Source organism: Acinetobacter sp. YH12156, assembly GCF_013418235.1.
In the GTDB taxonomy this organism is placed as follows: Bacteria; Pseudomonadota; Gammaproteobacteria; order Pseudomonadales; family Moraxellaceae; genus Acinetobacter; species Acinetobacter pseudolwoffii.
Window position 1 is genome coordinate 1 of the sequence record NZ_VPCL01000007.1, and the last position, 24,441, is coordinate 24,441.

A 24,441-nucleotide genomic window follows, 5' to 3' on the forward strand; every position below is an offset into this window, starting at 1 on the left:
GTCACGCCGGGGGTCGCGGGTTCGAGCCCCGTCCGCTGCGCCATCCTAAGATGAGAAGCTTGGATTCCTAAGATCTGAGTGTTCAATATACCAAGACATTCCTTGTCTTGCGTCATTAAAAACAACGCTGTTGTTTTTCTCAGGGCGCTTAGCTCAGTTGGTAGAGCGTCTGCCTTACAAGCAGAATGTCGGCGGTTCGATCCCGTCAGCGCCCACCATATCTTTCTTGCCTAAACACTGAACATTTCATAGAATTTGAAGTCTATAATAATTTGAAGGTTTCACGACGATGAGAAATCCATATCAGCGCAAGGCAGCGACCAAATCTCAAACTACATACGACCCTCAACACCTTTATAAACAATATATTGAATCGATTGTCGCGAATGCCGGCATTTTTGCGCTTTATCAGGATGGCTGGGCTTTGTGTGCGACCCCTACTGGACAGCGTGCATTTGCTTGCTGGCACAGTAAAGGTCTGGCTCGTCTGCTGATTAAAGACAATTGGGTGAATTATGATATTCAGGAAATTGGTCTCAAGGATTTTGTAGAGAAAGTGATTCCGTTTTTACGTCAGGAAAGTACCATTGTGTCTCTTGATCTGACGCCAGAAGGGCAGAATATTCTGGTGGCACCGGAAAAATTATTACTGGATATCAAAAATTATCTGTATCAGATCTATGTGCAAAAGCCGGAACTTTTTAAAAATCCGGATATGCCTTTGCCAAGACACATTCGTTTAAATTAATGTTCTTGTTGTTAAATAGCTTGTTTATTGGAACAGTGAATATTCATTCAGCAGCCAGCCATTAATCAACGCAAAATATTCACGTAGCCATGAATGGTAGCGAGCATTCTGAGGAGTGCGGGCACTCAGACTGATCACTTGCTGATAGCCCTGATGTCTGGCAATGGCACGGGCACGCGGGCTATGAAAATCGTTGGTCACAATCACAATAGGCTTATTTCGATCAATATTCTGTTGTTGCAAGATCGCCTGAGAATATTGCAGGTTCTGTTGGGTGCTTCTGCTTTGATCTTCTAAGCGAATCGGGTTTTTGAGCTGCGGATAGGTCATATGAATATAATGTTGCATGACTTCAGCTTCGCTTTGTCTTTCCCGGAAATTTCGTCCCCCGGTCATAATCATCAACGTATCTGGATATTGTTCTGCATATTTTGCTGCAGTATCCAGACGATTTTTTAAGATGGGTGAGGGTTGACCCTGGTTAATCCCACTACCTAATACCAGAATCGCTGTAGCCGGTTGTGCAGGAATATTCGAGTTAATCGACATCTGGATATAAGCGAAAAAAATCGCAACACTGATCATCCAGAGTAAAAATCCGCCCCAGAGACTGTTCCAGAACAGTGTTCTGAGTCGAGAATTTTGTTTCCAGCGCTGAATAGATGAAAAAAGCAGGGCATACAGGATCAGTGCCACACCAATGATGATAGACAGCATGATACCAAAATGCCTTTGATCCTGATTCAGTAACCAGACGCTATTGATACAGAGGATCAAGCCAAAGATCAGACTGAGACTTCGTTTAAGTTGATTGAGCATCCAAGTTTCCTTTTTTCTTATTCATATTTTTCTTATTACTTTTGTATTTTCAAAAACCGGGCTATTGCGCCCGGTTTTTAGTATATCAGTTCATCTTAATATACATCACGGCGATAACGGCCATCCAGACGTAATTGATCGAGCAGCGTTTCACCAAGTATCTCGGTCAGGGCCTGATCGACATCACTGGCCATGCCATTGATGCTACCGCAGACATAAATCACTGCGCCTTGGGCAACCCAGGTTTTCAGCTCTTCAGCCTGTTCCCGTAATTTATGATGCACATAGACTTTTTCCTGCTGGTCACGAGAGAACGCAAGATCCAGCCGTTTCAGGGTTCCCATTTGCAACCAGGCCTGAATGGTTTCTGCAAAGAAAAAATCATGTTCACGCTGACGTTCACCGAAGATCAGCCAGTTTTGGGTGTATTCCTGACGGTTACGGGAGCTGAGCAGACTCATTAAACCAGCAATACCGGTACCATTCCCAATACAAATGATCGGACGGTTATCATCAATCAGGTGGAACGATTCGTTGCTGCGAATGCGTAGCGCAATCGGTGCATTGAGTGCGGCATGCTGGGTTAACCAGCCTGAACCCAGACCTAGATTTCCATTCGCATCAGCTTGCTGACGTACCACCAGACGCAGGACTTGCTGACTTGGAATGCTGGCAATCGAGTATTCACGTGATGCCAAAGCCGGTAATTGCTTGAGGAGCTGATCCATTGAATCAAAAGGTTCTGCCTGAGTCAGATCACGATCCCAAAGCGCGCGCTCAATGCTTTGCTGCATAGAAGGCACTTGTGTGCCGGCAGCAATATTGTGTTGTTGCATAAATGCCTGAATACGTTCCGGACTGTTAGCTGGCTGAATCTCGGCAATATCACCTGCTTGCCAGATTGCTTCATGCTCAGGAATCAGTTCGATATTAAAGGCAGGAGCACCCAGACTACCTGGATTGAGGATTTCACGTTGAGTCAGTGTCCACTGATCAAAGGTTTTATCGATACCCATGGCTTGCAGTTCAAGGCGAGTTACTTGTGCCAGTGCAGTATTCCATTGCTGGATGTGCTCATTATTGGCATTATCCACTTCAATGGTAGTGAATAACTGCTGGGCACCATTTTGCTGCAACCACTGGTCAATACGGTGACCAAAACTGCAATAGCTATCCGGATATTCTTGAGAACCGAGCGCCAACACCGCATAATTTAAATGCCGCAAATCAGCTTTGCCAGACAGGATTTTTTTCTCAAAAGAAGAGGCCAGATCAGGTGCTTCACCTGTGCCATAAGTACTGGCAACAAATAATACCTGCTCAGTTTGCTGTAAATCGGCAAGCGTCAGTTGTTGTACCGCTTTTACTGTTGCCGGTTGACGTGCTTCCTGCAGGGCAGTTGCTGTACGCCAAGCCAGTTGTTCTGAGACACCTGTTTGTGATGCATAAGCAATCAGCCAAGGTTTGGCATTTTCATCTAAGTCAACTGGAGTGACACCCTGACGCGCTGCCAGCGTTAAGCGCTTCTGTTTACGACGTTTCAGATACAGCATCCAGCCTGTCACAAAGAATAATGGCATTAACAAGGCTGCGACCATGGCAAAGAACTGGTAGATCGGGCCGAAGAAGCTGCCACGATGCACCGGTAACATGCTGCTCATGATCTTTTCATTGAGCTTTTTATCTTCATAGAGCTCAACTTCGGTAAATTCGGCTGTCTGGTAATTATAAGTGGCACTGTTCCGCGCACGTTCGTGCTGGGCAACCGGATCGACAAAGCTGAGCTGCATGCTGCCGTCGGGTTTTTTGGGAAGATTAAAGGTTACTGTGGAATATTTATCTGAAAATTCAGTATTAAAGCCAGTCCAGCTCAAATCTAGCGCGCGGCCAATCTGTTCTGGATTCATGCCTTCTTCGCGTCCTTCACCACGTGGGCCGCGTTCGCCACCTTGACGTCCTTCACCACGATTATTGCCCGCATTGGCTTGCATGGTAGGCTGTGGACGTTCAACGCCGAGGACTTTAAACATCCCGCTACGCCACCAGTCATAGGACCAGTACAGGCCGGTACAAGCCAGAATCAGGTAGAAAATCACCACCCAGGTTCCCACAACAGCATGCAGATCCCAGATAAAATTACGGCCTTTCAGCTTGGGTTTTACAAAGAACCATTGCTTGATCGAATGACGCTTTGGCCAGCGCAGGTAAAGACCGGACAAGACGAAAAAAATCAGCATTAAAGTACAAGCACCGGTAATCTGTTTGCCGACCGGGCCAACCGTTAAATTACGATGCAGTTGCTGAATAAACTGGAAAAATTCCCGACCCTTAATTTCAGGCAAAACTTCGGCAGTATAGGGATTGATCAGGATGTTATGACCACGCCGTGCTCCCTCTTTGGCAATATTTACAGTACTTGAAGCACTTGGATCTTGTGCCACGCTAATACTGTTAATCTTCATCTCTGGAGTGGTATTTTGAAAATGCTGATACAGCTGAGCAGGCGTAAGTTTGTCACCTTGCTGAACCTGAACCGTATAACTGTCGTTATTTATCCATTTTAAGATTTGTTGTTCATAGGAATAAATTGCGCCAGTGACGCCCATCAAAGAGAGGATTAAACCTGCTGTAATCCCCAGAAACCAGTGGATTTGGAAAAATGTTTTTTTAAACATGGTCGTCAGATTAAGGGTGAGCTTTATAAAAGTGGCCAAATTATAACTGAACTTTAATACTGAATTATAGGTGTTGAGGATAATATTTATTCTCATTATCATTTATTGTTTTAGGATTAAAAAAACCTCCATGCCGGGGCAGGAGGTTTTTTGTTGAAACGTGTACAAGTTTAGATTTGTTTGGCTGCGCCAACTTCTGCTTCTAGATGCTTACGAATCGTGTTAAAAGAAAAGTTTTTGCTGTCCAGACGTTTAGGCAGGATATAAGCACCTTGCTGGCCTTTTACCTTGAAATTGACCAACATGAATTCTGGTGTGTTGTACCATTCATAAATGTCTTTCCAGCTGATCGCACCCACACCTTCCTGCGTGCCCATTTTCTGACGCATGATGATACCGTGCGGTTGTACGCCCAGACGAACACCTTTGATTTCCTGTACCGGAAATTCATTCATCTTGCGTTTAACATACCATTCCAGACCAAAGGTACGGATCAGGTAATACAACACCACACAGGCAATCGCCACCCAGCAGAACACGGTTGAATAGTTCTTGAGAAGCAGAAGGCCCAGAATAGAAAGTGCAACAACAGCACCCATGATCAGCCATGCTTTCATGCCAATTTTATTGGTACTACGCCAGATCACCAGCTGAGCATGACGCTGCTCGGCTTCTGAAATTTCATAGTTCACAGGCTGTAGGGTATAAGCGTATAAATTTTTCGCGGTCATAGTGAAACTAGCAGATTTAAAACTGTAAAAAGTTTAGCATTAATTGTACCAATTCAGTGAGTATATTGTTCCAAAATCATCCAAATTATAAGGAACCGAGTTCTGTTGCCTGTTCATCACGCTCATGGCTCAAACTTTGTTTCAATTGGCTCAACTGGTTTAAAATACTGAACATTAAAGACAGCTGCTGCAAAATGATCAGAGATTTCTGATCTTGTTCCTGATCATGTGACAGGCGCTGTCGAATATGGACAATCATATTTTGCGCCCTTAAATCGGGCGTTTCGTCTCGTAATAATGCACCGCGAATGTTCTCTAATGCATTATCCAGTAAATTCAGAATGTCCTGATCCTCAATTCTTCCTCGGTGCGCACCCAGCGCGGCGATATAACTGATAAAGGTATGGTTCAGACACAGGAACTCAAAGGCCAGCGATTTTTGTACCGGATCAATATCCGGTTCAGTGGCCAGGGTCGAAATGAGTGAAGCCACCTCGGCATCGGTATTGTGGGCAGCACGGCGCACAATCCGATATTTCAGGCCATTATTACGCCCCGATTTATATTGCTCGATCACTTCACTTAAATAGTCCGCTTCTGCCTGCAAGCTGCGTTTGATACTGCGCGGCAAACGTCTGAACTTCCAGTCCGGGAAAATAAAGCTGACCCCGAACCAGGCAATGGCACAGCCAATCAGGGTATCAATCATCCGCGGGATAGCCGCAGCAAAGCCCATACCATCCAGATTGAAGTTGATCAAGGCAAGAATCGTGATAAAGGCCGTGGCTTGGGCATACTGTTTACTACGCAATTCAAAGAACAAGATCCCGCTGAACACCAGCAGTAATAATTGTCCTTCGACAGAAGGTACAAAATATAAAATGGCATAACCGAAAATAATACCGACCAAGGTACCGACAATCCGCAGACGTAAACGCCGCTTGGTGGCGTTAAAGTTTGGCTGGCTGACAAACAGTGCAGTTAATAAAATCCAGTAACCATATTCAATATTGCTGACCTGTACAAAGATATAGCTGATCAGCAGCACAATCGACAGGCGGATGGCATGCCGGAACAGCACCGATTCTGGAGTGAGATGCTGTTTAATTCGAACCTTGATGTCGTCCCAGCCTTTCAGGTCATCATCTCTGAGCTGGTTTTCAATATGTTTAAAACGCTCGGCTTTGATACTTTGCTCGGTTTCCAGGTTACGTAACTGGGCATCAATCGATTTCAGGTTCTGAAATAGTGAAAATAAAGCATTAATCCAGACCTGATCATAATGCTGATCCTGACGTAATTTCTCCAGAGACAGCCGAAGATTGTCAAAAGCATGCTTGAAGCGTTTGTTATGTACATAAGGCTTGCGCAGCAGCAAACTTTCGCTCAGGTCCTTGCAGGCTTTGCCCTGAATCGACATGATGCGCTGAAAGCGGAACAGGATGTCGCTGTGCTGGAAAATCTTGGCCAGTTTCTGATAATCAATATGGGCTGAATCGGCACGTTCATGAATATCCTGCGCCACAAAATAATATTGCAGACTGCGACGGGTATCTTTTTGCCCACGGTCGCCTTTTAGACGGGTCAAGAGCGCCGTTTTCATTTCGTTAAAAATGGCAATCAGTTTGCCATTTTCAAGAGAAAGATCAATCATGCTCTGCTGATAGCTTTTCGGCGTCATGTCCACATCAAACAGATTGGACTTGGCATATAAAAAATCACCGAGCGCAGAATAGGAAATGGCAAGCTTGTCTTGCGCCAGTCGGGCAGGGAAAATCAGGAAACTGATGGTCGACAGCAGACCGTACCACATCGCGCCGATGACCAATAAACCAGCCTGTTTATACCATTCATCAAATAGCTCCACCCCGAGCATGGAATAAACGGAAATCACCAGACAGCCGTAGGAAATCGTGGCATAGCGTCGCCCTAGTGAACCCAGCAAAATCAGGCCAATACAAGAAACAATCAAGGCCAAGGCGAACAGCGGCGGATAAGGATAGAGCAGATAAACGCCAACCGCAGTAATAAAGAAACCCATGTAGGTATATAGCAGATTGAGAATACGCACCGAAAAGCGGTCATCAATATCGCTTAAACCGGCTGCGACCACGCCTAAAGTCAGGGGAATCGTCATCAATTGTTGCCCCATAAAATAGGGAACAAAGGCGGTACCTGCAAATGCCGTCATCATTCGCAGGTTATACATCAAGGTCGTATTATAGGTGGTTTGCTTGAGACGAGTGAGCCAAGATTTCAAAAGTCGTCCTTTATACTGCAGTCTTACAGATGAATCTGAATATGCCAATGAAAAATAGTAGGTTTATAAAATTTCATTTCAAGCTAAATCATACTATGCACTGTGTTAACTTGTCTGCATATTAGCGCTTTAAATCTTCATGCTTATGCCATCGAATAAAATCGTACAACCACCTTATGCCATGTCCTGGATTGTTTTGCTAGCGGCGCTGAGTGCGCTCGGGCCTTTATCCATTGATATGTATCTTTCTGCCTTGCCGGCGATGGCAGCAGATTTTGGCGTCAGTACCCAAATGGTCTCGAATAGCTTGCCGGCTTACTTCTTCGGTCTGGCTGTGGGGCAACTGATTTATGGGCCGATCAGTGACCGGATTGGGCGTAAACCACCGCTGTATTTTGGGCTGTGTTTATACATTGTGGCAAGTCTGCTGTGTGTGTTTGCACAGGATGAATGGAGTCTGATCGCTGCACGGATTCTGCAGGCTTTGGGTGGTTGTGTCGGGGTGGTCATGGCCCGTGCGGCCATTCGTGATCGTCTGGATATGTATTCAGCAGCTCAGGCTTTTGCCAGCATGATGATTGTGACCGCGATTGCACCCATTCTCGCGCCGAGTCTGGGGGCCTGGGTGTTGATGTTTTATGAGTGGAATGTGATTTTTTTGGTGCTGATGGGCTGCGGTCTGCTGAGTCTGGCCTGTGTACATTTTCTCTTTAAAGAAACTCTGGAACCAGAACGCCGTCTCAAGCTGAGCGTTCAACAGGTTCTAAGTTTGTACCGTAGCATTTTTCAGGATCAAAGCTTTCGACATCCGCTTTATGCCGGCTGTTTTTCCAGTGCGGTGATGTTCTGTTATATCAGTGCATCTTCGGCCATTTTGATGGATCGTTATCAACTGACTGAGCAGCAGTTTGCCTATGCCTTTGGTGCCAATGCTGTCGGGATCATGTTATTTTCGACCTTGAATAAACGTCTGGCTGGGCGTTTCTCGATATTGCAACGCCTTAAAATCGGCATTGTTCTACAGTTAGTGGGTGTTTTCGTTTTAGTATTGCTTGGCTATCTGGATGTAGATTCTATTGCATTGGTCTTGCTGGGCATGTTTGTCGTGGTGGCGTCGATCGGTTTTACTGGCCCGAATGCTATGGCATTGGCTATGGCGAAGCAGGGTGCACGTGCAGGAACTGCTAGCGCGATTATGGGCAGTATGCAATTTGTCTGTGGCTTATTGGGCGGGCTTTTACTAAATTTTCTGGTTTGGAATGCTTTATTAAATATGGCATTGATTATGCTGGTTTTTGTTTGTATTGCCGTCTGGGCAATTTGTCAACTTGAGCTGCCAGTATTCAAACATGAATAAATGCCTGATCTGGCTCTGGCCAGATAAAATCTAAAGATCTGAAAATAAGGCCAAGTCGATAGACTCAGCCTTGATTCAATCACTCATCAATAAATACAGCGAATTCTTCTACCGGGACACGCGGCGTAATAAAGCTGTTAATGATCTGCTCTGGATCGGCATAGCCCAAGGCCATGCCACAGACCAGTTCTTCATGTTCAGGTGCACCGACCAGATCGAGTACGATGGGATGGAAATGATTCCAGGCGGCCTGCGGGCAAGTGTCCAGACCGCGGGCTTTTGCTGCAATCATGACATTCTGGATCATCATCGAAATATCCATTTTCGAACCAATGGCCAAAGAGCGATGTACGGTAAAAAACAGTCCCACCGGTGCATCAAATAATTCAAAATTACGCAGCTGCTGCCGTGCCATTTTTTCTTTTTCGCCTTTTTGAATATTCAGCAAACCATATAAGCCCCAACCATTTTCACGACGACGTTCAATAAACGGCGAGAGCCATTGTTCAGGATAATAGGCAAAGGTTTCTTGGTATTGTTCCGCCAGCTCGGGATTGGCATAGATTTGCATTTGGGCCTGACAGACGCGTTCTACCAGTTCATCGCGTTTTTTACCTGTCACAACATAGACTTTCCAAGGTTGGGTATTGGTGCCCGAAGGTGCGCGGCTGGCCACAGTTAAAATCTGTTTCAAGATGTCTGTACTGACTGGCGTATTTAAAAAAGCGCGCACCGAATGGCGAGAGGTGATCGTTTGATCTACAGCATGAACAAGTTTTTGATCCATTTTGATGTCCAATCGAATATCCATATGAAGTTTTGAATGACTATAAACTAAACAAACAGTAGGGTGGACAGAAAAATTAAATCGCGGGCCAGAATGGAAAAAGTATTTATCAGTGAAACAAAAGATTGATATCTAGCTTGATGTTTTAAATAGCCTCAGTCAAATAGTCAGGACATTGGTTAAAAAGCTTTGATGAAATTAAAAATTAGCTTAAAACTCGGATGCTTGAACCATTTGAACATACTAATTGCCTGCACAGATGAAGTGGATTGGGATAGAAAAGCACGTTAATTCCATTGAAATTTCTTGGTTTGATAAAGTTTTAAGTAAGAGATTAATATTTTTTTTCGATAACTAGAGAGTTTGACCCTCATCTAAAAACCCTAGACTAATAATTATTTTTTATAGATTGATTAACTATTCTTAATAAAAAACAATAAAACTTTATACAAAGAAACAGCATAATATGCAGCTTTTCATCTTAATCCATGCGCTTTGGGAAAATTCAAGGTCGGCATGCACAAGATTTATTTTAAATAACGCTATTCCAAGTGGCTTGAATTAAGCTAGTCAGGTTAAAAGCGCTCACTAAACCTTGGTGTTTTTTGAGAAGTAGAACACAGTCTTATAGATCTGACTCTCCTGTTAAATTTGTATGCTTATACCATTCATTGACAGCAATAGAGCTTAAATCAAAGCTGTATTTTGGCTTTTATAAATCTCTCATTTGTTGAATATGATCGTGATGATGATATTCATAAGTTTGAAAGAGATGGTGGATCATTTTGTTATTTTAAAAGCATTAGATGAGGTCAGAATATTTTAGGTCGAAATCGATGAGAGATCTAAAGCTCGGTATCTCTGCATCACTTTTAGAATGATAAAAAATCAACATTATCTTGGGCAAAAAATTATGGATTTTACTTTTAACGCATTTTATACCTTGATTGCCGCAGTTATTGTTTTGTTACTCGGCCGATTCCTGGTTAATAAAATCGATTTTTTAAAGCGCTACAATATTCCTGAGCCGGTCGCGGGCGGTTTGGTTGCGGCGATCATCTCATTGCTGGTGCATTCATTGTGGGGATATAGCATCACCACCAGTGCAGAATTACAAACCAGCTTTATGCTGATTTTCTTTGCTTCGATTGGTCTGAGTGCCAACTTTTCCAAGTTGCGTGAAGGCGGGATCGGTCTGGTTATTTTCCTGTTTGCTGTTTCGGCTTTCATTATTTTGCAAAATGCGGTCGGCATAAGTCTGGCCACATTACTGGGTATTGACCCCTTGATTGGCCTGATTGCAGGCTCAGTTACCTTAACCGGTGGTCATGGTACTGCGGGGGCATGGGGGGAAATTTTTGAAGTTGAACATGGTATTCAAGGTGCGCTGGCACTAGGTATGGCCAGTGCGACTTTTGGATTGATTATCGGCGGTATTATTGGCGGACCTTTGGCCAAGTTGCTGATCAACCGTTATAACCTGGCGACTGCACGTACCGATCAGCAGATCGAAAAGCGTGACAATACGCCAATGGACAGCACCACCAGCGAATATGTACCGTTTGAATATCCGCATCAGGTGCGTTTAATTACCGCTGATAATGCAATCACGACCTTGGGCCTGTTTGCAGGCTGTTTGGCTTTTGCAGAGTTTATGACGGGTTTCAGTAAAGGTACAGCATTTGAACTGCCAACATTCGTGTGGGCATTGGCGGGTGGTGTCATCCTGCGTAATGTACTGGAAGGTATTTTCAAAGTTCAGATTTTCGATCGTGCGATTGATGTGTTCGGTAATGCTTCATTGTCGCTGTACTTGGCGATGGCATTGTTGTCATTGAAATTATGGCAATTGGCTGACCTTGCAGGACCACTGATGGTAATTCTGGGTGCACAGACTATCACCATGGCTTTGTATGCCGGTTTTGTAACTTTCCGCCTGATGGGCAAGAACTATGATGCTGCGGTACTTGCAGCGGGTCACTGTGGTTTTGGTATGGGTGCAACACCGACAGCGGTTGCCAATATGCAGGCGATTACCAATATGTATGGTGCATCACATAAGGCCTTCCTGATCGTTCCATTATGTGGCGCGTTCTTTGTTGACCTAATCAATGCCACTGTTATTCAAATGATCTTGAAGTTCTTTGTATAATTTAGACCTGATACGATGAGTCATAAGCTCATAAGGATGTGACATGAATGATCAGTTAAATGAAACATTGCTTGGCTGGATTAATGCCGTGAATGGTCCTTTGTGGGACTTTCTGGTGGTGTTTCTGGTCGCAGTTGGTATTTTCTATACAATCATGACGGGTGCAGTACAAATTCGTTTGTTCTGGCACAGCATGAAAGTCATGAAAGGCAGCCGTGGCAAGGTTCAGGATGCGCACGGCATTACCCCGTTTCAGGCCTTTGTGACTGGTCTTGCAAGCCGGGTCGGGGTGGGTAATGTCGCCGGTGTGGCCATTGCCATTGCGATTGGCGGACCGGGTGCGGTGTTCTGGATGTGGGTTACTGCATTTCTGGGTATGAGCTCTGCTTTGGTGGAATCCTCATTGGCGCAATTGTTTAAGGTGCGCGATCATAAAAACCAGCAATTCCGTGGTGGCCCCGCGTATTACATTACTCAGGGTCTAAAACAGAAATGGCTCGGGATTGTCTTTGCAATTGCATTGATCACGACCTATGGTTTTGTGTTTAATGCGGTTCAGGCCAATGCCATTACCGGTGCAACATCACACGCATGGGGCTGGGATCAGGCCAATATCATTTTGCCTTTAGGCGGATTGGATTTTGAAGTTTCCTGGATTGGGCTAGTCTTAGTATTGATTACAGCTACAATCATTTTTGGCGGTATTAAACGTATCGCCAAAGTGGCAGAAAAGGTAGTGCCCTTTATGGCGCTACTGTATCTGGCGGTGGCTTTATATATTGCGGTTATCAATTACGATCTGCTCCCATCCATCTTCCAGCTTATTTTCAGTAAAGCCTTTGAGTTTGAAGCCGCCGCTGGTGGTTTCTTTGGTGCCATGGTATCTATGGCCATGATGATGGGCATCAAGCGTGGTCTGTTCTCTAACGAGGCAGGGATGGGTTCGGCACCGAACGCCGCTGCAGCCTCGGATGTCAAACATCCGGTCAATCAGGGTCTGGTACAAATGCTCGGAGTATTTGTAGATACCTTTGTGGTGTGTTCATGTACCGCGATTATTATTCTGGTTTCGGGTCTGTATGAAAATGCAGGCTTTGAAGGCGTGACCTTGACCCAGATGGCACTCGAAAGCCAGATTGGTGCTTGGGGTGATGACTTCCTGGCTTTGATTCTGTTCCTGTTTGCCTATTCTTCGATTATTGGTAACTATGCCTATGCCGAAGGAAACGTCCAGTTCATTAATAACAATAGCCGGGTTATGTTGATTTTCCGTTTATTTGTATTGGTGATGGTGTATTTCGGTTCCATCGCCAGCGTGCCATTGATCTGGAATATGGCGGATCTGTTCATGGGTGTGATGGCAAGTATCAACTTGATTGCGATCCTGTTGCTGATGCCATTCCTGCTGATGCTACTCAAAGACTATACCGGTCAGTTGAAGCGCGGTGTGAAAGAGCCTGAATTTAAACTGGATAACCATCCTAAATTTAAAGACAAGGTTAAATCAGATATCTGGTAAGACTTGAAATAAAAAGCCCCGATCATTCGGGGCTTTTTTGTGCCAATGTTTTATTTAGAAGAAATTTAAATAACTTTGATAAAGCACGAAGCCGAAAATCAGGCTGAACCAGACCGGTAATTTTGAACGTAGCAGGGCAATCATCACCGCGACAAAGACCAGGTCGGAGCCATAACTAAAATAGCGTTGTGAAAAATCCAGCAATAAATACAGTAACAGACCCACCACCGCAGCATTAATTCCCATCACGGCCTGATGGATCCGCCGTTGCTGCAGCAGCCATGACCAGTAGGGCAAGGTGCCAAAGATCAGAAAAAATGAGGGTAAAAAGATTGCGCAGGTCGCTAAAAGTACATTCAGCCAGACATAGGGCGTCCACGGCAGCACGGCGCCCATATAACTGGCAAAACTGAATAATGGCCCGGGCATGAGTTGGGCAAATGCATAGCCAAGATCAAAAGATTGCGCACTCACTATGCCTGTCGCGACAAAATCCTGATGGAGTAAGGGCAGAATCACATGACCACCACCAAAAACCAGCGAACCGGTCTGATAAAAATCACTCAGGAATTGTAGGCCCGACCCATTCGATAGTTTATCCGCTAGGGGCAGCAGCAAAAATGGCAAGATAAATGCCAGCAGCCAGTAGGGTGCAGCAGCAGATTGCAGATAAGGCGAGCTGATTTCAGTACTGTCACTGTCTTTGGGCTTGTTCGGATTTAATCTGGAAGAATATCCCATCAACATTCCACAAATTGCACCGAGGATGATGACGAGAATCTGGTTATAACTCACCGAAATTACCGTCAATAATATGACAGACAGCAGCAGGACTGCATATTGCCAGGCCGTTTTACAGCAGCCTTGCAGCATCTGCCAGAATGCCCAGGCAATAACAGAAAATACAATGAGCTGAATGGTATGAAAGCTATTTGAGTTTAGAATATGAACATAGTGTTGACCCAGTAGCGCGACACCAGTCATGAGTATGATCGAGGGCAGGGTGAATCCCAGCCATGCCATCAATGCACCTAGATAACCACGTTGCAGATATCCGATAGACAAACCCACCTGACTACTGCTCGGACCCGGTAAAAGCTGCGCCAAAGCCACCAGTTGACTGTATTGGGTATCATTGAGCCATTGTAGTTGCATCACAAATTTGCGGTGAAAAAATACCAGATGTGCGGCTGGCCCGCCAAATGAAATACAGCCCAGTTGCAGGAAAATCAGAAAAATCCGGTACAGTGAAATGACTGACATAGCATGAAGGGGAAAATGAAGACAAACTACCCGAACTGTATGACAATTTTACGAAATTCTACAGATTATTTAAGCAGGTGTTTATACACTATGCTGCTTTAGTTAATGAGGACATTCTCTACATGCAGAAATATGTGTTGAGTATTGTGGCACTGGGTGCATTCGGCCTGAGTGGTTGTCAAACCACACCGATGACAGTCCAGTCAGCTACCAATCATCTACAACCTGCTGCGCAACGTGGAGAAGCTCAGGCACGTCCGAATCAAATTGATTTTGAAAAGATCAAGCAAACTGAACAGCGTCCGGTCATTGCTCTCGTTTTAGGCAGTGGTGGTGCGCGTGGCTATGCACATATCGGTGCGCTCGAAGTACTGGAACAGGCCGGTATTCGTCCGGATTTTATTGTTGGAACCAGTGCGGGCAGCATCGTCGGATCTATTTATGCCAGTGGTAAACCGGCGATTGAGCTGCGCAATATTGCCTTGAGCATGCGAGCAACTGATGTACGCGATATCAAACTGGATCGAAAAGGTTTTTTTGATGGCAAAAAAGTAGAAGACTATGTCAATTTACAAGTCGATCAAACTCCACTAGAAGCCATGAAAATCCCGATGTTTGTGGTGGCCACAGCACTAAAAGAAGGCAAGAAAGTCGTTTTTAATTACGGCAATACTGGACAGGCAGTACGTGCTTCAGTGTCGATTCCGAGTATGTTTATTCCAACAATAATTGAAGAAAAAGAATATGTCGATGGCGGGCTGGTCAGCCCGGTACCGGTGAATGTGGCACGTGAGCTGGGAGCAGATATTGTGATTGCGGTTGATATTCTGGCACAGCCTATTCATACGGAAACCAGTAATGTCTGGGGACTGTTTAACCAGAATATTAATATTATGCAGCAACACTTGGCACAAGAAGAATTAAAGCATGCCGATGTGGTGATCCAGCCCGATTTACGGGAAAAAGGACATATCTTTGATGTACGTGGCAGAGAATTAACCATGCAGGCCGGCATTGATGCTGCACAGTTAAAACTGATGGATATTTCTCTCGCTTATCAAAAATATAATTATGCTCGCGGCCATCATATTCCGCTCTTTGTGGCTCAGGAACAGCAGCAGCCCTAAAGCATATTGCGGTTAGATTTTTTTGTTCATTTTTTATGAGATCGAACCAGGTAGGCAAAGCTATTGCATCCCTATGCTTTCCAGATTCTGATCTTAACACTGGCTGATCGTTATAAAAGATTAAATCATTGTTTTTGCATATGAATTGGCCAGAATTTTCAGGAGAGATAAACTTTATTTTGACTATAAGTTGTTGAATTATAAATTATATTTTTTTGGGAATAAGTGTTGCTTTTCTAAGTCGAAATTTTAATATTATTATTCCTATACTTAAGTTGATCAAATATTTAAATATTGTTCATGACAGAATGTGCTTTGAAAGATTAATGAATAGATGTAACGACAATGAATCAGATTAAAATTGGACATCAGGTCAAGTTGGCGCAATTTGAACACTATATTTTTACAGTGACAGCTGCACATCAAGATGGTTCTTTCACGGTCACTACCACACTGGATGGTCAGCAAATTCTCAGCTATGAAAATGTCGCCCAAGAAATGTTAAAACCACTCATGCGCTAAATCAGTAATGATTTATCCAACATCTTGAATTATTTTTTGCAAAATGAGAGCGGCCCGAAAAAAACTTGAGCTGGGTAAGCAGACGCTTTGGATCAATAAGTGTTTATTTGTTTGGAACTTAGCTTCTTGCTGAGCCTTGAGATCTGTTAAATATATTTTTTTCTGTATGAGTGCAGTTTCTATATCAATAATTATGATGCTTCATTTGCCGAATTGAACATTTTATTCATGTTAAAAACGCTATAATAATAAGCGATAACCTTGTCATTCAAAGAGTTCAAAGAAAACGATGGCCCCTTTAGATCAAATTGCAGCAGTGTCAGATGACCAGTCAGAGTTAACGATGTCAGTTCTCATGACGCCAGATATGGCAAATTTTTCAGGAAATGTTCATGGTGGAACTATTCTGAAATTACTGGATCAGGTGGCGTATGCATGTGCGAGTCGCTATTCGGGCAGTTATGTCGTGACCTTATCGGTAGACAAGGTGAACTTTAAGGAACCAATTCATGTGGGTGAGCTGGTAACTTTCTTGGCCAGTGTCAACCATGTTGGTCGCACCTCGATGGAAATCGGGATTCGTGTAGAAGCGCAGAATATTCAAAAAAGAACGGTACGCCATACCAATAGCTGTTATTTCACTATGGTGGCCGTAGATGAAAATGGCAAACCGAAACAGATTCCGGCTTTGAACCTGGACAATGACTGGAAACGTTGCCGTTTTGAAGCAGCCGAACAGCGTAAAGTCGCGCGTTTGCAAGAGAATCATCATCCTTCATGCAGTATTTATAAAAAGACTGCACAGAGTTAAGCGGTGATTTAAAAACATCTTCATAAGAGTAATGCCAGTCAGTTAACCAATTGACTGGCATTTTCTTTTTTAAATTGAGGATTATATGTGATAGGTGGAAAAGTCATCCGCAACTGTTTGAGGCATGGGGTGTATTGCACCGCAAGATTAAAAAAATGATGGTCTCCATGACAAATTTACGAGTCGAGGGTGGCTGACGAGTTTTGCGGTGAGGAATATGACTGCAAGATGCCTTCCTTGCGAAGTTCCGCTGCTCATTTGAATGAAATCAAAGTAACAAATGATATTGAAAATATTTGATTTAAAACCTTAAGACTCCATCATGAATGACTAAGCAGTTAAAGCGTCTATTTTTAAATTCTTTAACTGATCAGCATGACTTTATAAGAGAGTCTTTTTTGCCTTAATTTCAGTTTATGTCTGGAGCTTTATCGTTTTTTGCTCTAATATAAAACGATACGTATCGTATCGATTGTGTTTGAAGATAAGTAGACTTTATGAATCATGACGAAAAAAGCTCACGACGACAGCAATGTATTTTGCAAGCGGTTGCCGATGCATTGGCAGAGGGAGAGTATCATCAACTGACTATTGAGGCTGTTGCAGCACGAGCTGGGGTGGGAAAATCTACGATTTATCGCTGGTGGAAGCATAAATCGGAGCTGGTGCTAGATACCTTCAAACAGCATACGGTCTCAGTCTTTGAGCCTGATCCTGCAAATGACCTGAAAAGTAATCTGATTCGACAGCTAAGCTTGTTGTCTCAGGCGCTCAACCATCCGATTGGTCGGGCTTTACTGGTGGTAATCGCCAATCATCGTGAACTGGCCGGTGAATTCTTTCAGCAATATTTATTGCCGCGTCGACAGCAGACTCATCAACTGATTCAGCAAGCGATTGAGCGTGGCGAGATTCGCGCGGATTATCCTTTTGATTTAATGCTGGACAGTTTGTACGGCCCGATCCATTACCAGATTATTTTTTTCAATCGTATGCCGGATGAAAATTACATCCGGGCGCTGGTTGGGTCAGTGCTGCATCCTGTTGTAATTCAAGCCTGAGCCTGGTCTATTTTTCTTAAAGTTGGTTTTTATGTCTTTCAGCCCCGAGCGTTTATGGAATCGCTCATTTATCTTGTGCTTATGCAATAACTTTTTTCTGTTTGTTTATTATTTTGCCTTACTGACCATCTTGCCGATTTACATCATGAAAGATTTGGGGGGCTCAGTCAAAGAAGCGGGTCTGGCACTGACCTTGTTTCTGGCATCATCAATTGCAGTTCGGCCTTTTTCCGGCATGATCATCGAAAAACTGGGCAAGAAAATCTCGATGCGCGGTGCAGGCGTGATTTTTGCGCTGTTTGCCTTTGGCTATTTGCTCATTGATAGCTTGTGGTCACTGTTGCTGGTGCGATTTCTACATGGCATTTGGTTCAGTATTTTGACCACGGTGGCGGTTCCGGTGGCCAATGAATTTATTCCAGAACAGCGTAAAGGCGAGGGCATGGGCTATTTTGTCATGTCGACCAATCTGGGGGTGGTATTTGGCCCATTGCTGGCCTTGACCGTCATTCAATTCACCAGCTTTAAAAGCTTATTTGGGATTCTGGCTATTATTATTTCTCTGGGACTGATTTTCTGCTGGATGCTGAAAATTACCGAACTGCCAAAATCAAGACGGATCGGCACAGGAAAAACCAAATTGAGTCTACAAGATATATTGGAAGTGAAAGTCCTGGCGGTAAGCTGTGTGGCGTTGCTGACGGCATTTGCTTATTCGGGCATCATGAGTTTTATCACGGCATTTAGTGAAAGCAAGCAGCTTTTGGCTTATACCAGCGTATTTTTTATTGTATTTGCGGCTTCGATGCTGTTGGTACGGCCGTGGGTCGGGAAAATCTATGATCGTAAGGGACCAAGTGCTGTCATTTATCCTTCCTTTATTTTCTTTGCGATTGGCCTAGTCATGGTGAGTCTGATATCCAATCAATGGACGCTCTGGTTATCAGCGGTCTTTGTGGGGATCGGTTATGGTTCATTATTTCCATGTCTGCAGACACTCGCAATTCAATCTGTCGATAAGCAGCGTATGGGACATGCGATTTCAACCTTCTTTACCCTGTTTGATCTGGGTTTGGCGGTAGGTTCCGTGGTGATGGGCCTATTGATTGCCTATTGGGGCTTTGAAGCGATGTATGTGTCGAGTGCTGCACTCGTCATTGTGACGATCTTGGTTTATCGTCAGTATGTGGCCAAAAGACCAATACACGTACCGGAAAATCAGGAAGCATAAAATGGAATTAAGACATTTACGTTATTTTGTCACTGTGGCCGAGGAACTGAATTTTACCCGGGCCGCGGAAAAATTGAATACTGTACAGCCTTCCTTAAGTCAGCAAATCAAGGATCTGGAGCGTGAGGTAGGCGTACAGTTACTGGAGCGAAATAACCGTAAGGTCAACCTGACCGAGGCCGGACAGGTTTTTTTAAAAGAAGCTTTGCTCAGTCTGGAACATGCAGAACGTGCGATCCACGCTGCCAGACAGATTGCCAATGCACATCAGGATCAGCTGAATATCGGATTTGTACCGGTTGCGGAAATGAAAGTCTTTCCCTATATCATGCCCAATATCCGCGCACATTTTCCTGAACTGAAAGCACTATTTCATAGTTTGACCGACGCTGAGCAGTTTAGTGCTTTAAGAAAAGGCCAGATCGATATTGCTTTTACCCGCTATCCGGGACAGTCGAGCGAGTTTGATTCGATCCGGATTTTTGATGAACCTTTAACCCTGATTGTGCCGAAAGATTCTCCGGTTGCGACCCTGCCACATGCCAGTATTAAGAGCTTTGAAAATCAGGATTTTGTCATTAGTGATGAGCAGGCTTCACCACAACTGCATCGAATTATTCAAGACTTTTTTAAACAGTCTAAATTGAAGGTCAATGTGGTGCAGCATTCCACCAATATCCTGCTCAATGTCAATCTGGTCGGAATGGGCGTGGGCTGGAGTCTGGTACCAGCCTATGTGATTCCATTACTCGGCGACAATATTGTAGTGAAAAAGACCCTTGAACCTTTGCCCATGATTGGGCTATATGCCAATTATCGTAAAGACCAAAAACATGTGGTGATTGATCTGATTTTAAAAGTCTTAAAAGAAAAGTTTTGTGTCGATCTTTTTTAAGATTTGCATCTTTGGTCTGCCTATATTTTAAAAGCTGTGCGACAGAAATGATCTGTAGCACATCTGTGTAAATTGACACAGAAAACCGTTTTATACTGAAACTCTAAAAATAAAAAATGGTTAAAGCAATATGATGAAGCTCTATAACAATCCGCAATCACGGGGCCTGACCCTGTTGCCCTTATTGAAAGAATTGCAGATTGAAGACCAGATTGAGCAGGTGGAAGTGTCCTATGAATATATGCATCAAGCTGAATATTTACAGATTAATCCGATGGGAAAAGTTCCCTGTCTGGTCGATCAGGAGATTGTCATTTCAGAAATGGCCGCCATTTTTATCTATCTGGCAGATAAATATTCTGATAAAGGCTTGGCACCTGCTTTGGATGAACCCAAGCGTGGGGCATATTTAAAATGGATATTTTTCTGTCATGGGCCCTTCACCGAATATATCGATCTAAAAAATTTGCAGGTTTCGCCAGAAAATATTGAAAAAAACCGCAGAAGTTTAAGTTTCGGCAATGAAACAGCAGTATTTGATTTTCTGAAACAGGGCATAAGCCAGGCCAATCCCTATTTGCTGGGTGAAGAATTTTCCGCAGCAGACTTATATGCTGCCTATTGTTTGATCTTTGCGATCTCTGCGAAAATTTTACCGCCATTTGACGAGTTCAGACCCTATTTGCAGCAGATGGCCTCTCGTGATTCCCTGAAAGACATGCCGTGGTTTCAAGACTACCGAGTTTAGTTCATCGTTCTGTATCACTTGATCTGGATATCTCATCACAATAAAAAACCACGCCGAAGCGTGGTAAAAAATGACCTTAAAATTATTTTAGGTACAGCTTTTTAAACAGTTGCTGACTGGTGTTTTCCAGTGATTGTGGAATGGCCAGTGCGGCCACAAAACGGTCAGGACGCAAGATCACCACTGAATCGGAAGTATTGCCAAACCAGGAGCGAATTTCTGTGCCGCTATCACCAATGGTGATGACATCTTCAAACTGTTGGCGCTGGGTATTTTGTAACTGCACTGCCGGAATGACCTGAATAAATTTCACACCGAGTGTTTTCCACTGTTGCAGTGTCTCTGGACTCAGGCCCCATTTTGGATCGACACCCCAGGCAATAATGGCAAAATCATTGCCGATGACTTCATCCAGTAACACTGTTTCACCTGATACAAGCTGAACTTGAGGCTGAATGAACATCTTGCCAATTGGAGAATTTTTGGCGCCGTTGCTCAAAAGCACACCATCATGATATTTCGGCATCGGTTTAAAGCGCATTTCCAGCAGGTACTGTTTGATCGGCTTGATATAGTTCAGGGCATAGGCGATACCGTCACGGACAAAACCTTGCCACTTTTTTGGTGGTGCCAATACATGACCGGCCATCACGGAAAGATCAATCATGGCTTTGGCATGGTCTTTACGTTCAATCTGATACGAATCTAAAAGTGCGGGGCCGGTTTTGCCTTGAACCACCAGTGCGACTTTCCAGGCCAGGTTAAAGGCATCCCGCATCCCGCTGTTATAACCCTGACCTTGCCAGACGGGCATAATGTGCGCAGCATCACCTGCCAGTAAAATGCGGTCTACCCGGAATTTGTCCGCAATACGGGCATTATGTGTATAAACACGTTGACGGATCACTTCGATGCCGTCGGTACTTGGAAGCACTTTGGCCAGTAATTTGGCAATATTTTCCGGTTTGCTGAGTTCTTCCTGAGTTTCACCCGGCATGACCATAAATTCAAAACGGCGAATTCCATGGGGCAATGCGGCGGATACATAAGGACGTACCGGATCACAACACAGGTAAATATGCGGTGTCGCAAGCGGATCATTTTCAAGATCGATTACGATCCACTGATTTGGTGCAGTTTCACCCTCAAAAGCAATGCCCAGATTACGGCGTACATAAGAGTTACCGCCATCACAGGCAATCAGGTACTGGGCACGGACTGTTTCTGTATTCCCTTGTTCGTTTTGCAGGTTAAGTGTTACACCCTCGGCATCCTGACTAAACTGGGTCAATTGACGTGAGAACAGTACCTGCGTATTTTCATATTGTTTTAAGCTCTGAAGCAGAATCTGATCGACTTGTGGCTGAATAAAGGCATTACGGCGTGAAAATCCAAATTCACGGGTTAAAGGTTGAATATCTGCAAAACAGCGACCCTTAGGTGTTAAAAAGCGCATGGCATGATTGGGCGTGGTATGGGGCAAGACTTGATCGACCAAACCTAAGGATTGAATGGTACGCAAAGATTCATCATCGATCCCAATGGCACGTGGATAATCAATCAAACTATCGAGTTGCTCGACCATCGTGACGCTCACGCCTTGCTTGCTCAGATAGTTGGCAATGGTTAAGCCTACAGGCCCAGCGCCGAGGATTGCTACATCAGTGCTGTAATTGGTATTGCTCATAGTGAATGTCCATTCAATCGACTTGCATTTCAATCTATTAAGGGACAGTTCTGAGTTGTAAACAAGTTAGGCGATAGTAGTTGAGCTATATCAATAATATTAATCTTAAGTGGCTTTTTCTTATGCAAATAACTGAATTTAAATGATAAATTTAAAATAATTCAATAGTCATTCTCAATCCTGTGATCAGTTTTAACTATGATGGGCATTTAAATCTAGTCAACAAAAATGCTGAACCCGCGCAAAGCATGATTCAGCATCGATCAATATGAGGCAGTACAGGCTAAGCCTACTGGAGAAATACTGCCCTGATATTTTCTTTGATCATTTAACCCGTCGTTAAATCACTTAACGTGCTGCAGGTTGTGCAGGTGTTGCGCTTTCTGCAGCAGCTTCAGATGCAGCTGGTTGTTCTGCATTTGCGCCAGCAACCGGAGCATTTGACTCAGGCAATTCCTGGGTACTGACAATCACTTTTTCTTCAGTGTTTGTATTTGCGTTTGTTGTTTCAGTCGCGGCAAAGCTGGTGGCTGCAGCAGCAGTAAGCGTTGTTGCAAGTAAGATTTGTGCATATTTCATTTTTGGCATCCTTTATTTATGTCATGTAATTTGCCGAGCTGACCATCACATCAATTCGACAGGAGTTCATCCTAAGCACTGAAATTTTGATGAGCAAATCAATTAACAAAAGCGACACGGAGTGAATAACTCAGCATATACACAATGCAGAAAGTTGTTTAATTACTGTTAATTATGCAGTGTTCTATTTAATGAAAATGTATATGAATGTTTCAAAAAAGCTGAATTTTAAATATGAATAAACATCAAGATTCTCTATTTGAGATAATTCTATTAACTTATAAACTGATAGTTTCAAGTCGCCATTGAGCAAGAAAATGTCTCTAAAACCATGCTGTGCCCTATAATACAGGGCATGATCTTGTCTATTTAATCTCTTGAGAACCGATTTTGAAAATTCTGTCCGCAGCACAGCCGATTCCTGTCCATATCATTTCTGGATTTTTGGGGGCGGGTAAAACCACACTGCTTAAGCATTTATTACAGCAGAAACCTGAACAGGAAATCTGGGCCGTACTGATGAATGAGTTCGGTCAGATCGGGGTCGACCAGCAGTTATTGCCACAAGATTCAGGCTATGCGGTAAAGGAATTACTGGGTGGCTGCCTATGTTGTAGTAGTCAGTTGCCGATGCAGACTGCCTTGTCACGTTTACTGTCCGAAGTGAAACCGGATCGGCTGTTTATCGAGCCGACCGGGCTGGGACATCCTGCACAATTGTTAGAACAGTTGACGGAACCGCATTGGCACAGTCATTTAAACATGCAGGCTTTGGTCACGGTGGTCGATGGTTCACGTTTGCATGATCAGGATTGGTCACAGCAAAATCTGTATGCAGATCAGCTTAAGGCCGCGCAGATTGTGGTGATTTCACATACAGATTTAATGACAGCCGAAGATCATGCTGCGCTTACGCAGCTTCAGGCGGAATATCAAGTCTATGCCCAGCAGTGGTTGTGCACAGAGCAGGGACAGCTGAGTATTGAGCAGATTAAACAGGATTATCAAGGTTCTGTACGTCAGCTCCAGCCTTTATTAAAACAGCAACAGATCAATCCTTCCCCAGAGGCACCCGTGCTGATTCAGCAGCTGCCTTATCATTATGTGGAAAGCGCGCAGGGCTATCAGGTTGCGGGCTGGAAGTTGCCAAAACGCTGGCAATTTCATTTTTATGATTTGCTCGACTTGCTGTGTGAACAAAAAGACTGGCTCAGAATCAAAGGAATTTTTAATACCGATCAGGACTGGAAAAGCTTTAATTTCAATCCGGAGCAGTTTAATTATCAGTCGGTTGAGGCAGGTATTGATAACCGGATCGAAGTGATTTATCAACAGTCACGGGATTGGCTGGAGTTTGAAAGCGCGTTGATGCAATGCCGTATTGATCCGGAAAAATAATAGTACTGTTGCTAAGGCGCTGAATGAGTTATTGACCTAAATCTGTTCAGCAAAATACTGCTAAATCTTAT

The 24,441-nt window shown here is 43.9% G+C and carries 20 protein-coding genes and 1 tRNA gene; 13 read left to right on the plus strand and 8 right to left on the minus strand.

Going from position 1 to position 24,441, the window contains the following annotated elements; genetic code table 11:
* The first annotated feature begins 142 nt into the window (after positions 1-142).
* Positions 143-218: transfer RNA gene (locus FTU87_RS07810), tRNA-Val, on the plus strand.
* Positions 219-289: 71 nt separating this feature from the next.
* Positions 290-748: a DUF2750 domain-containing protein gene (locus tag FTU87_RS07815; RefSeq protein ID WP_005097833.1), complete on the plus strand. Its 459-nt coding sequence runs from the start codon at positions 290-292 to the stop codon at positions 746-748.
* Between the two features lie 24 nt (positions 749-772).
* Here the strand turns inward: FTU87_RS07815 and FTU87_RS07820 are convergent, their stop codons facing one another.
* The 4 genes from FTU87_RS07820 to yccS form a co-directional block, all read right to left on the minus strand.
* The gene (locus tag FTU87_RS07820) at positions 773-1,567 is read right to left on the minus strand and encodes a YdcF family protein (protein WP_005169719.1); all 795 of its coding nucleotides are present in this window, start codon (positions 1,565-1,567) and stop codon (positions 773-775) included.
* A 95-nt stretch (positions 1,568-1,662) separates the two neighbouring features.
* Positions 1,663-4,242, minus strand: a complete 2,580-nt coding sequence (locus FTU87_RS07825) for a sulfite reductase flavoprotein subunit alpha (protein ID WP_180096945.1) — start codon at positions 4,240-4,242, stop codon at positions 1,663-1,665.
* Positions 4,243-4,412: 170 nt separating this feature from the next.
* The gene (locus tag FTU87_RS07830) at positions 4,413-4,973 is read right to left on the minus strand and encodes a YcxB family protein (RefSeq protein ID WP_180096946.1); all 561 of its coding nucleotides are present in this window, start codon (positions 4,971-4,973) and stop codon (positions 4,413-4,415) included.
* 85 nt (positions 4,974-5,058) lie between these two features.
* Positions 5,059-7,233 carry a YccS family putative transporter gene (gene yccS / locus FTU87_RS07835; protein ID WP_005169726.1) on the minus strand — a complete coding sequence of 725 codons (2,175 nt, stop codon included), beginning with the start codon at positions 7,231-7,233 and terminating at the stop codon, positions 5,059-5,061.
* A gap of 139 nt (positions 7,234-7,372) precedes the next feature.
* Between yccS and FTU87_RS07840 the strand changes: the two genes are divergently transcribed.
* A complete protein-coding gene (locus FTU87_RS07840; RefSeq protein WP_100329123.1) occupies positions 7,373-8,590 on the plus strand; it encodes a multidrug effflux MFS transporter in 1,218 nt (405 codons plus the stop codon).
* Between the two features lie 79 nt (positions 8,591-8,669).
* Here the strand turns inward: FTU87_RS07840 and FTU87_RS07845 are convergent, their stop codons facing one another.
* Positions 8,670-9,377, minus strand: a complete 708-nt coding sequence (locus FTU87_RS07845) for a nitroreductase (protein WP_005097826.1) — start codon at positions 9,375-9,377, stop codon at positions 8,670-8,672.
* A gap of 913 nt (positions 9,378-10,290) precedes the next feature.
* Between FTU87_RS07845 and gltS the strand changes: the two genes are divergently transcribed.
* Together gltS and FTU87_RS07855 are read left to right on the plus strand one after the other, a co-directional pair.
* Positions 10,291-11,529 (plus strand): sodium/glutamate symporter, encoded by a 1,239-nt coding sequence (gene gltS, locus FTU87_RS07850; RefSeq protein ID WP_180096947.1) that lies wholly within the window; start codon positions 10,291-10,293, stop codon positions 11,527-11,529.
* Positions 11,530-11,572: 43 nt separating this feature from the next.
* On the plus strand, positions 11,573-13,048 hold the full coding sequence (locus FTU87_RS07855) for a sodium:alanine symporter family protein (RefSeq protein ID WP_071850767.1): 1,476 nt from the start codon (positions 11,573-11,575) through the stop codon (positions 13,046-13,048).
* A 54-nt stretch (positions 13,049-13,102) separates the two neighbouring features.
* Here FTU87_RS07855 and chrA read toward each other — a convergent pair whose 3' ends face one another.
* Positions 13,103-14,311, minus strand: coding sequence for a chromate efflux transporter (chrA, locus tag FTU87_RS07860; protein ID WP_180096948.1), 1,209 nt, complete (start codon positions 14,309-14,311; stop codon positions 13,103-13,105).
* A gap of 122 nt (positions 14,312-14,433) precedes the next feature.
* Here chrA and FTU87_RS07865 point away from each other — a divergent pair, with 122 nt between their 5' ends.
* The 7 genes from FTU87_RS07865 to FTU87_RS07895 all read left to right on the plus strand — a co-directional run bounded on the left by FTU87_RS07865 (position 14,434) and on the right by FTU87_RS07895 (position 20,706).
* A complete protein-coding gene (locus FTU87_RS07865; RefSeq protein WP_005169741.1) occupies positions 14,434-15,438 on the plus strand; it encodes a patatin-like phospholipase family protein in 1,005 nt (334 codons plus the stop codon).
* A gap of 345 nt (positions 15,439-15,783) precedes the next feature.
* Positions 15,784-15,960 (plus strand): hypothetical protein, encoded by a 177-nt coding sequence (locus FTU87_RS07870; protein ID WP_005169744.1) that lies wholly within the window; start codon positions 15,784-15,786, stop codon positions 15,958-15,960.
* Positions 15,961-16,249: 289 nt separating this feature from the next.
* The gene (locus FTU87_RS07875) at positions 16,250-16,771 is read left to right on the plus strand and encodes an acyl-CoA thioesterase (protein ID WP_004280680.1); all 522 of its coding nucleotides are present in this window, start codon (positions 16,250-16,252) and stop codon (positions 16,769-16,771) included.
* Positions 16,772-17,268: 497 nt separating this feature from the next.
* On the plus strand, positions 17,269-17,832 hold the full coding sequence (locus FTU87_RS07880) for a TetR/AcrR family transcriptional regulator (RefSeq protein ID WP_180096949.1): 564 nt from the start codon (positions 17,269-17,271) through the stop codon (positions 17,830-17,832).
* Between the two features lie 31 nt (positions 17,833-17,863).
* Positions 17,864-19,063, plus strand: coding sequence for an MFS transporter (locus FTU87_RS07885; protein ID WP_180096950.1), 1,200 nt, complete (start codon positions 17,864-17,866; stop codon positions 19,061-19,063).
* A 1-nt stretch (position 19,064) separates the two neighbouring features.
* The gene (locus tag FTU87_RS07890) at positions 19,065-19,958 is read left to right on the plus strand and encodes a LysR substrate-binding domain-containing protein (RefSeq protein WP_180096951.1); all 894 of its coding nucleotides are present in this window, start codon (positions 19,065-19,067) and stop codon (positions 19,956-19,958) included.
* Positions 19,959-20,091: 133 nt separating this feature from the next.
* Positions 20,092-20,706 (plus strand): glutathione S-transferase family protein, encoded by a 615-nt coding sequence (locus FTU87_RS07895; protein WP_180096968.1) that lies wholly within the window; start codon positions 20,092-20,094, stop codon positions 20,704-20,706.
* Positions 20,707-20,788: 82 nt separating this feature from the next.
* On the opposite strand, the gene FTU87_RS07900 is transcribed toward FTU87_RS07895, so the two are convergent.
* Together FTU87_RS07900 and FTU87_RS07905 are read right to left on the minus strand one after the other, a co-directional pair.
* Positions 20,789-22,393 (minus strand): bifunctional 3-(3-hydroxy-phenyl)propionate/3-hydroxycinnamic acid hydroxylase, encoded by a 1,605-nt coding sequence (locus tag FTU87_RS07900; protein ID WP_180096952.1) that lies wholly within the window; start codon positions 22,391-22,393, stop codon positions 20,789-20,791.
* Positions 22,394-22,741: 348 nt separating this feature from the next.
* Positions 22,742-22,972 (minus strand): hypothetical protein, encoded by a 231-nt coding sequence (locus FTU87_RS07905; RefSeq protein WP_005097806.1) that lies wholly within the window; start codon positions 22,970-22,972, stop codon positions 22,742-22,744.
* Between the two features lie 390 nt (positions 22,973-23,362).
* Here FTU87_RS07905 and FTU87_RS07910 point away from each other — a divergent pair, with 390 nt between their 5' ends.
* Entirely contained in the window at positions 23,363-24,370 is a 1,008-nt protein-coding gene (locus FTU87_RS07910; protein WP_180096953.1) for a GTP-binding protein, read from the plus strand.
* Positions 24,371-24,441: the final 71 nt, after the last annotated feature.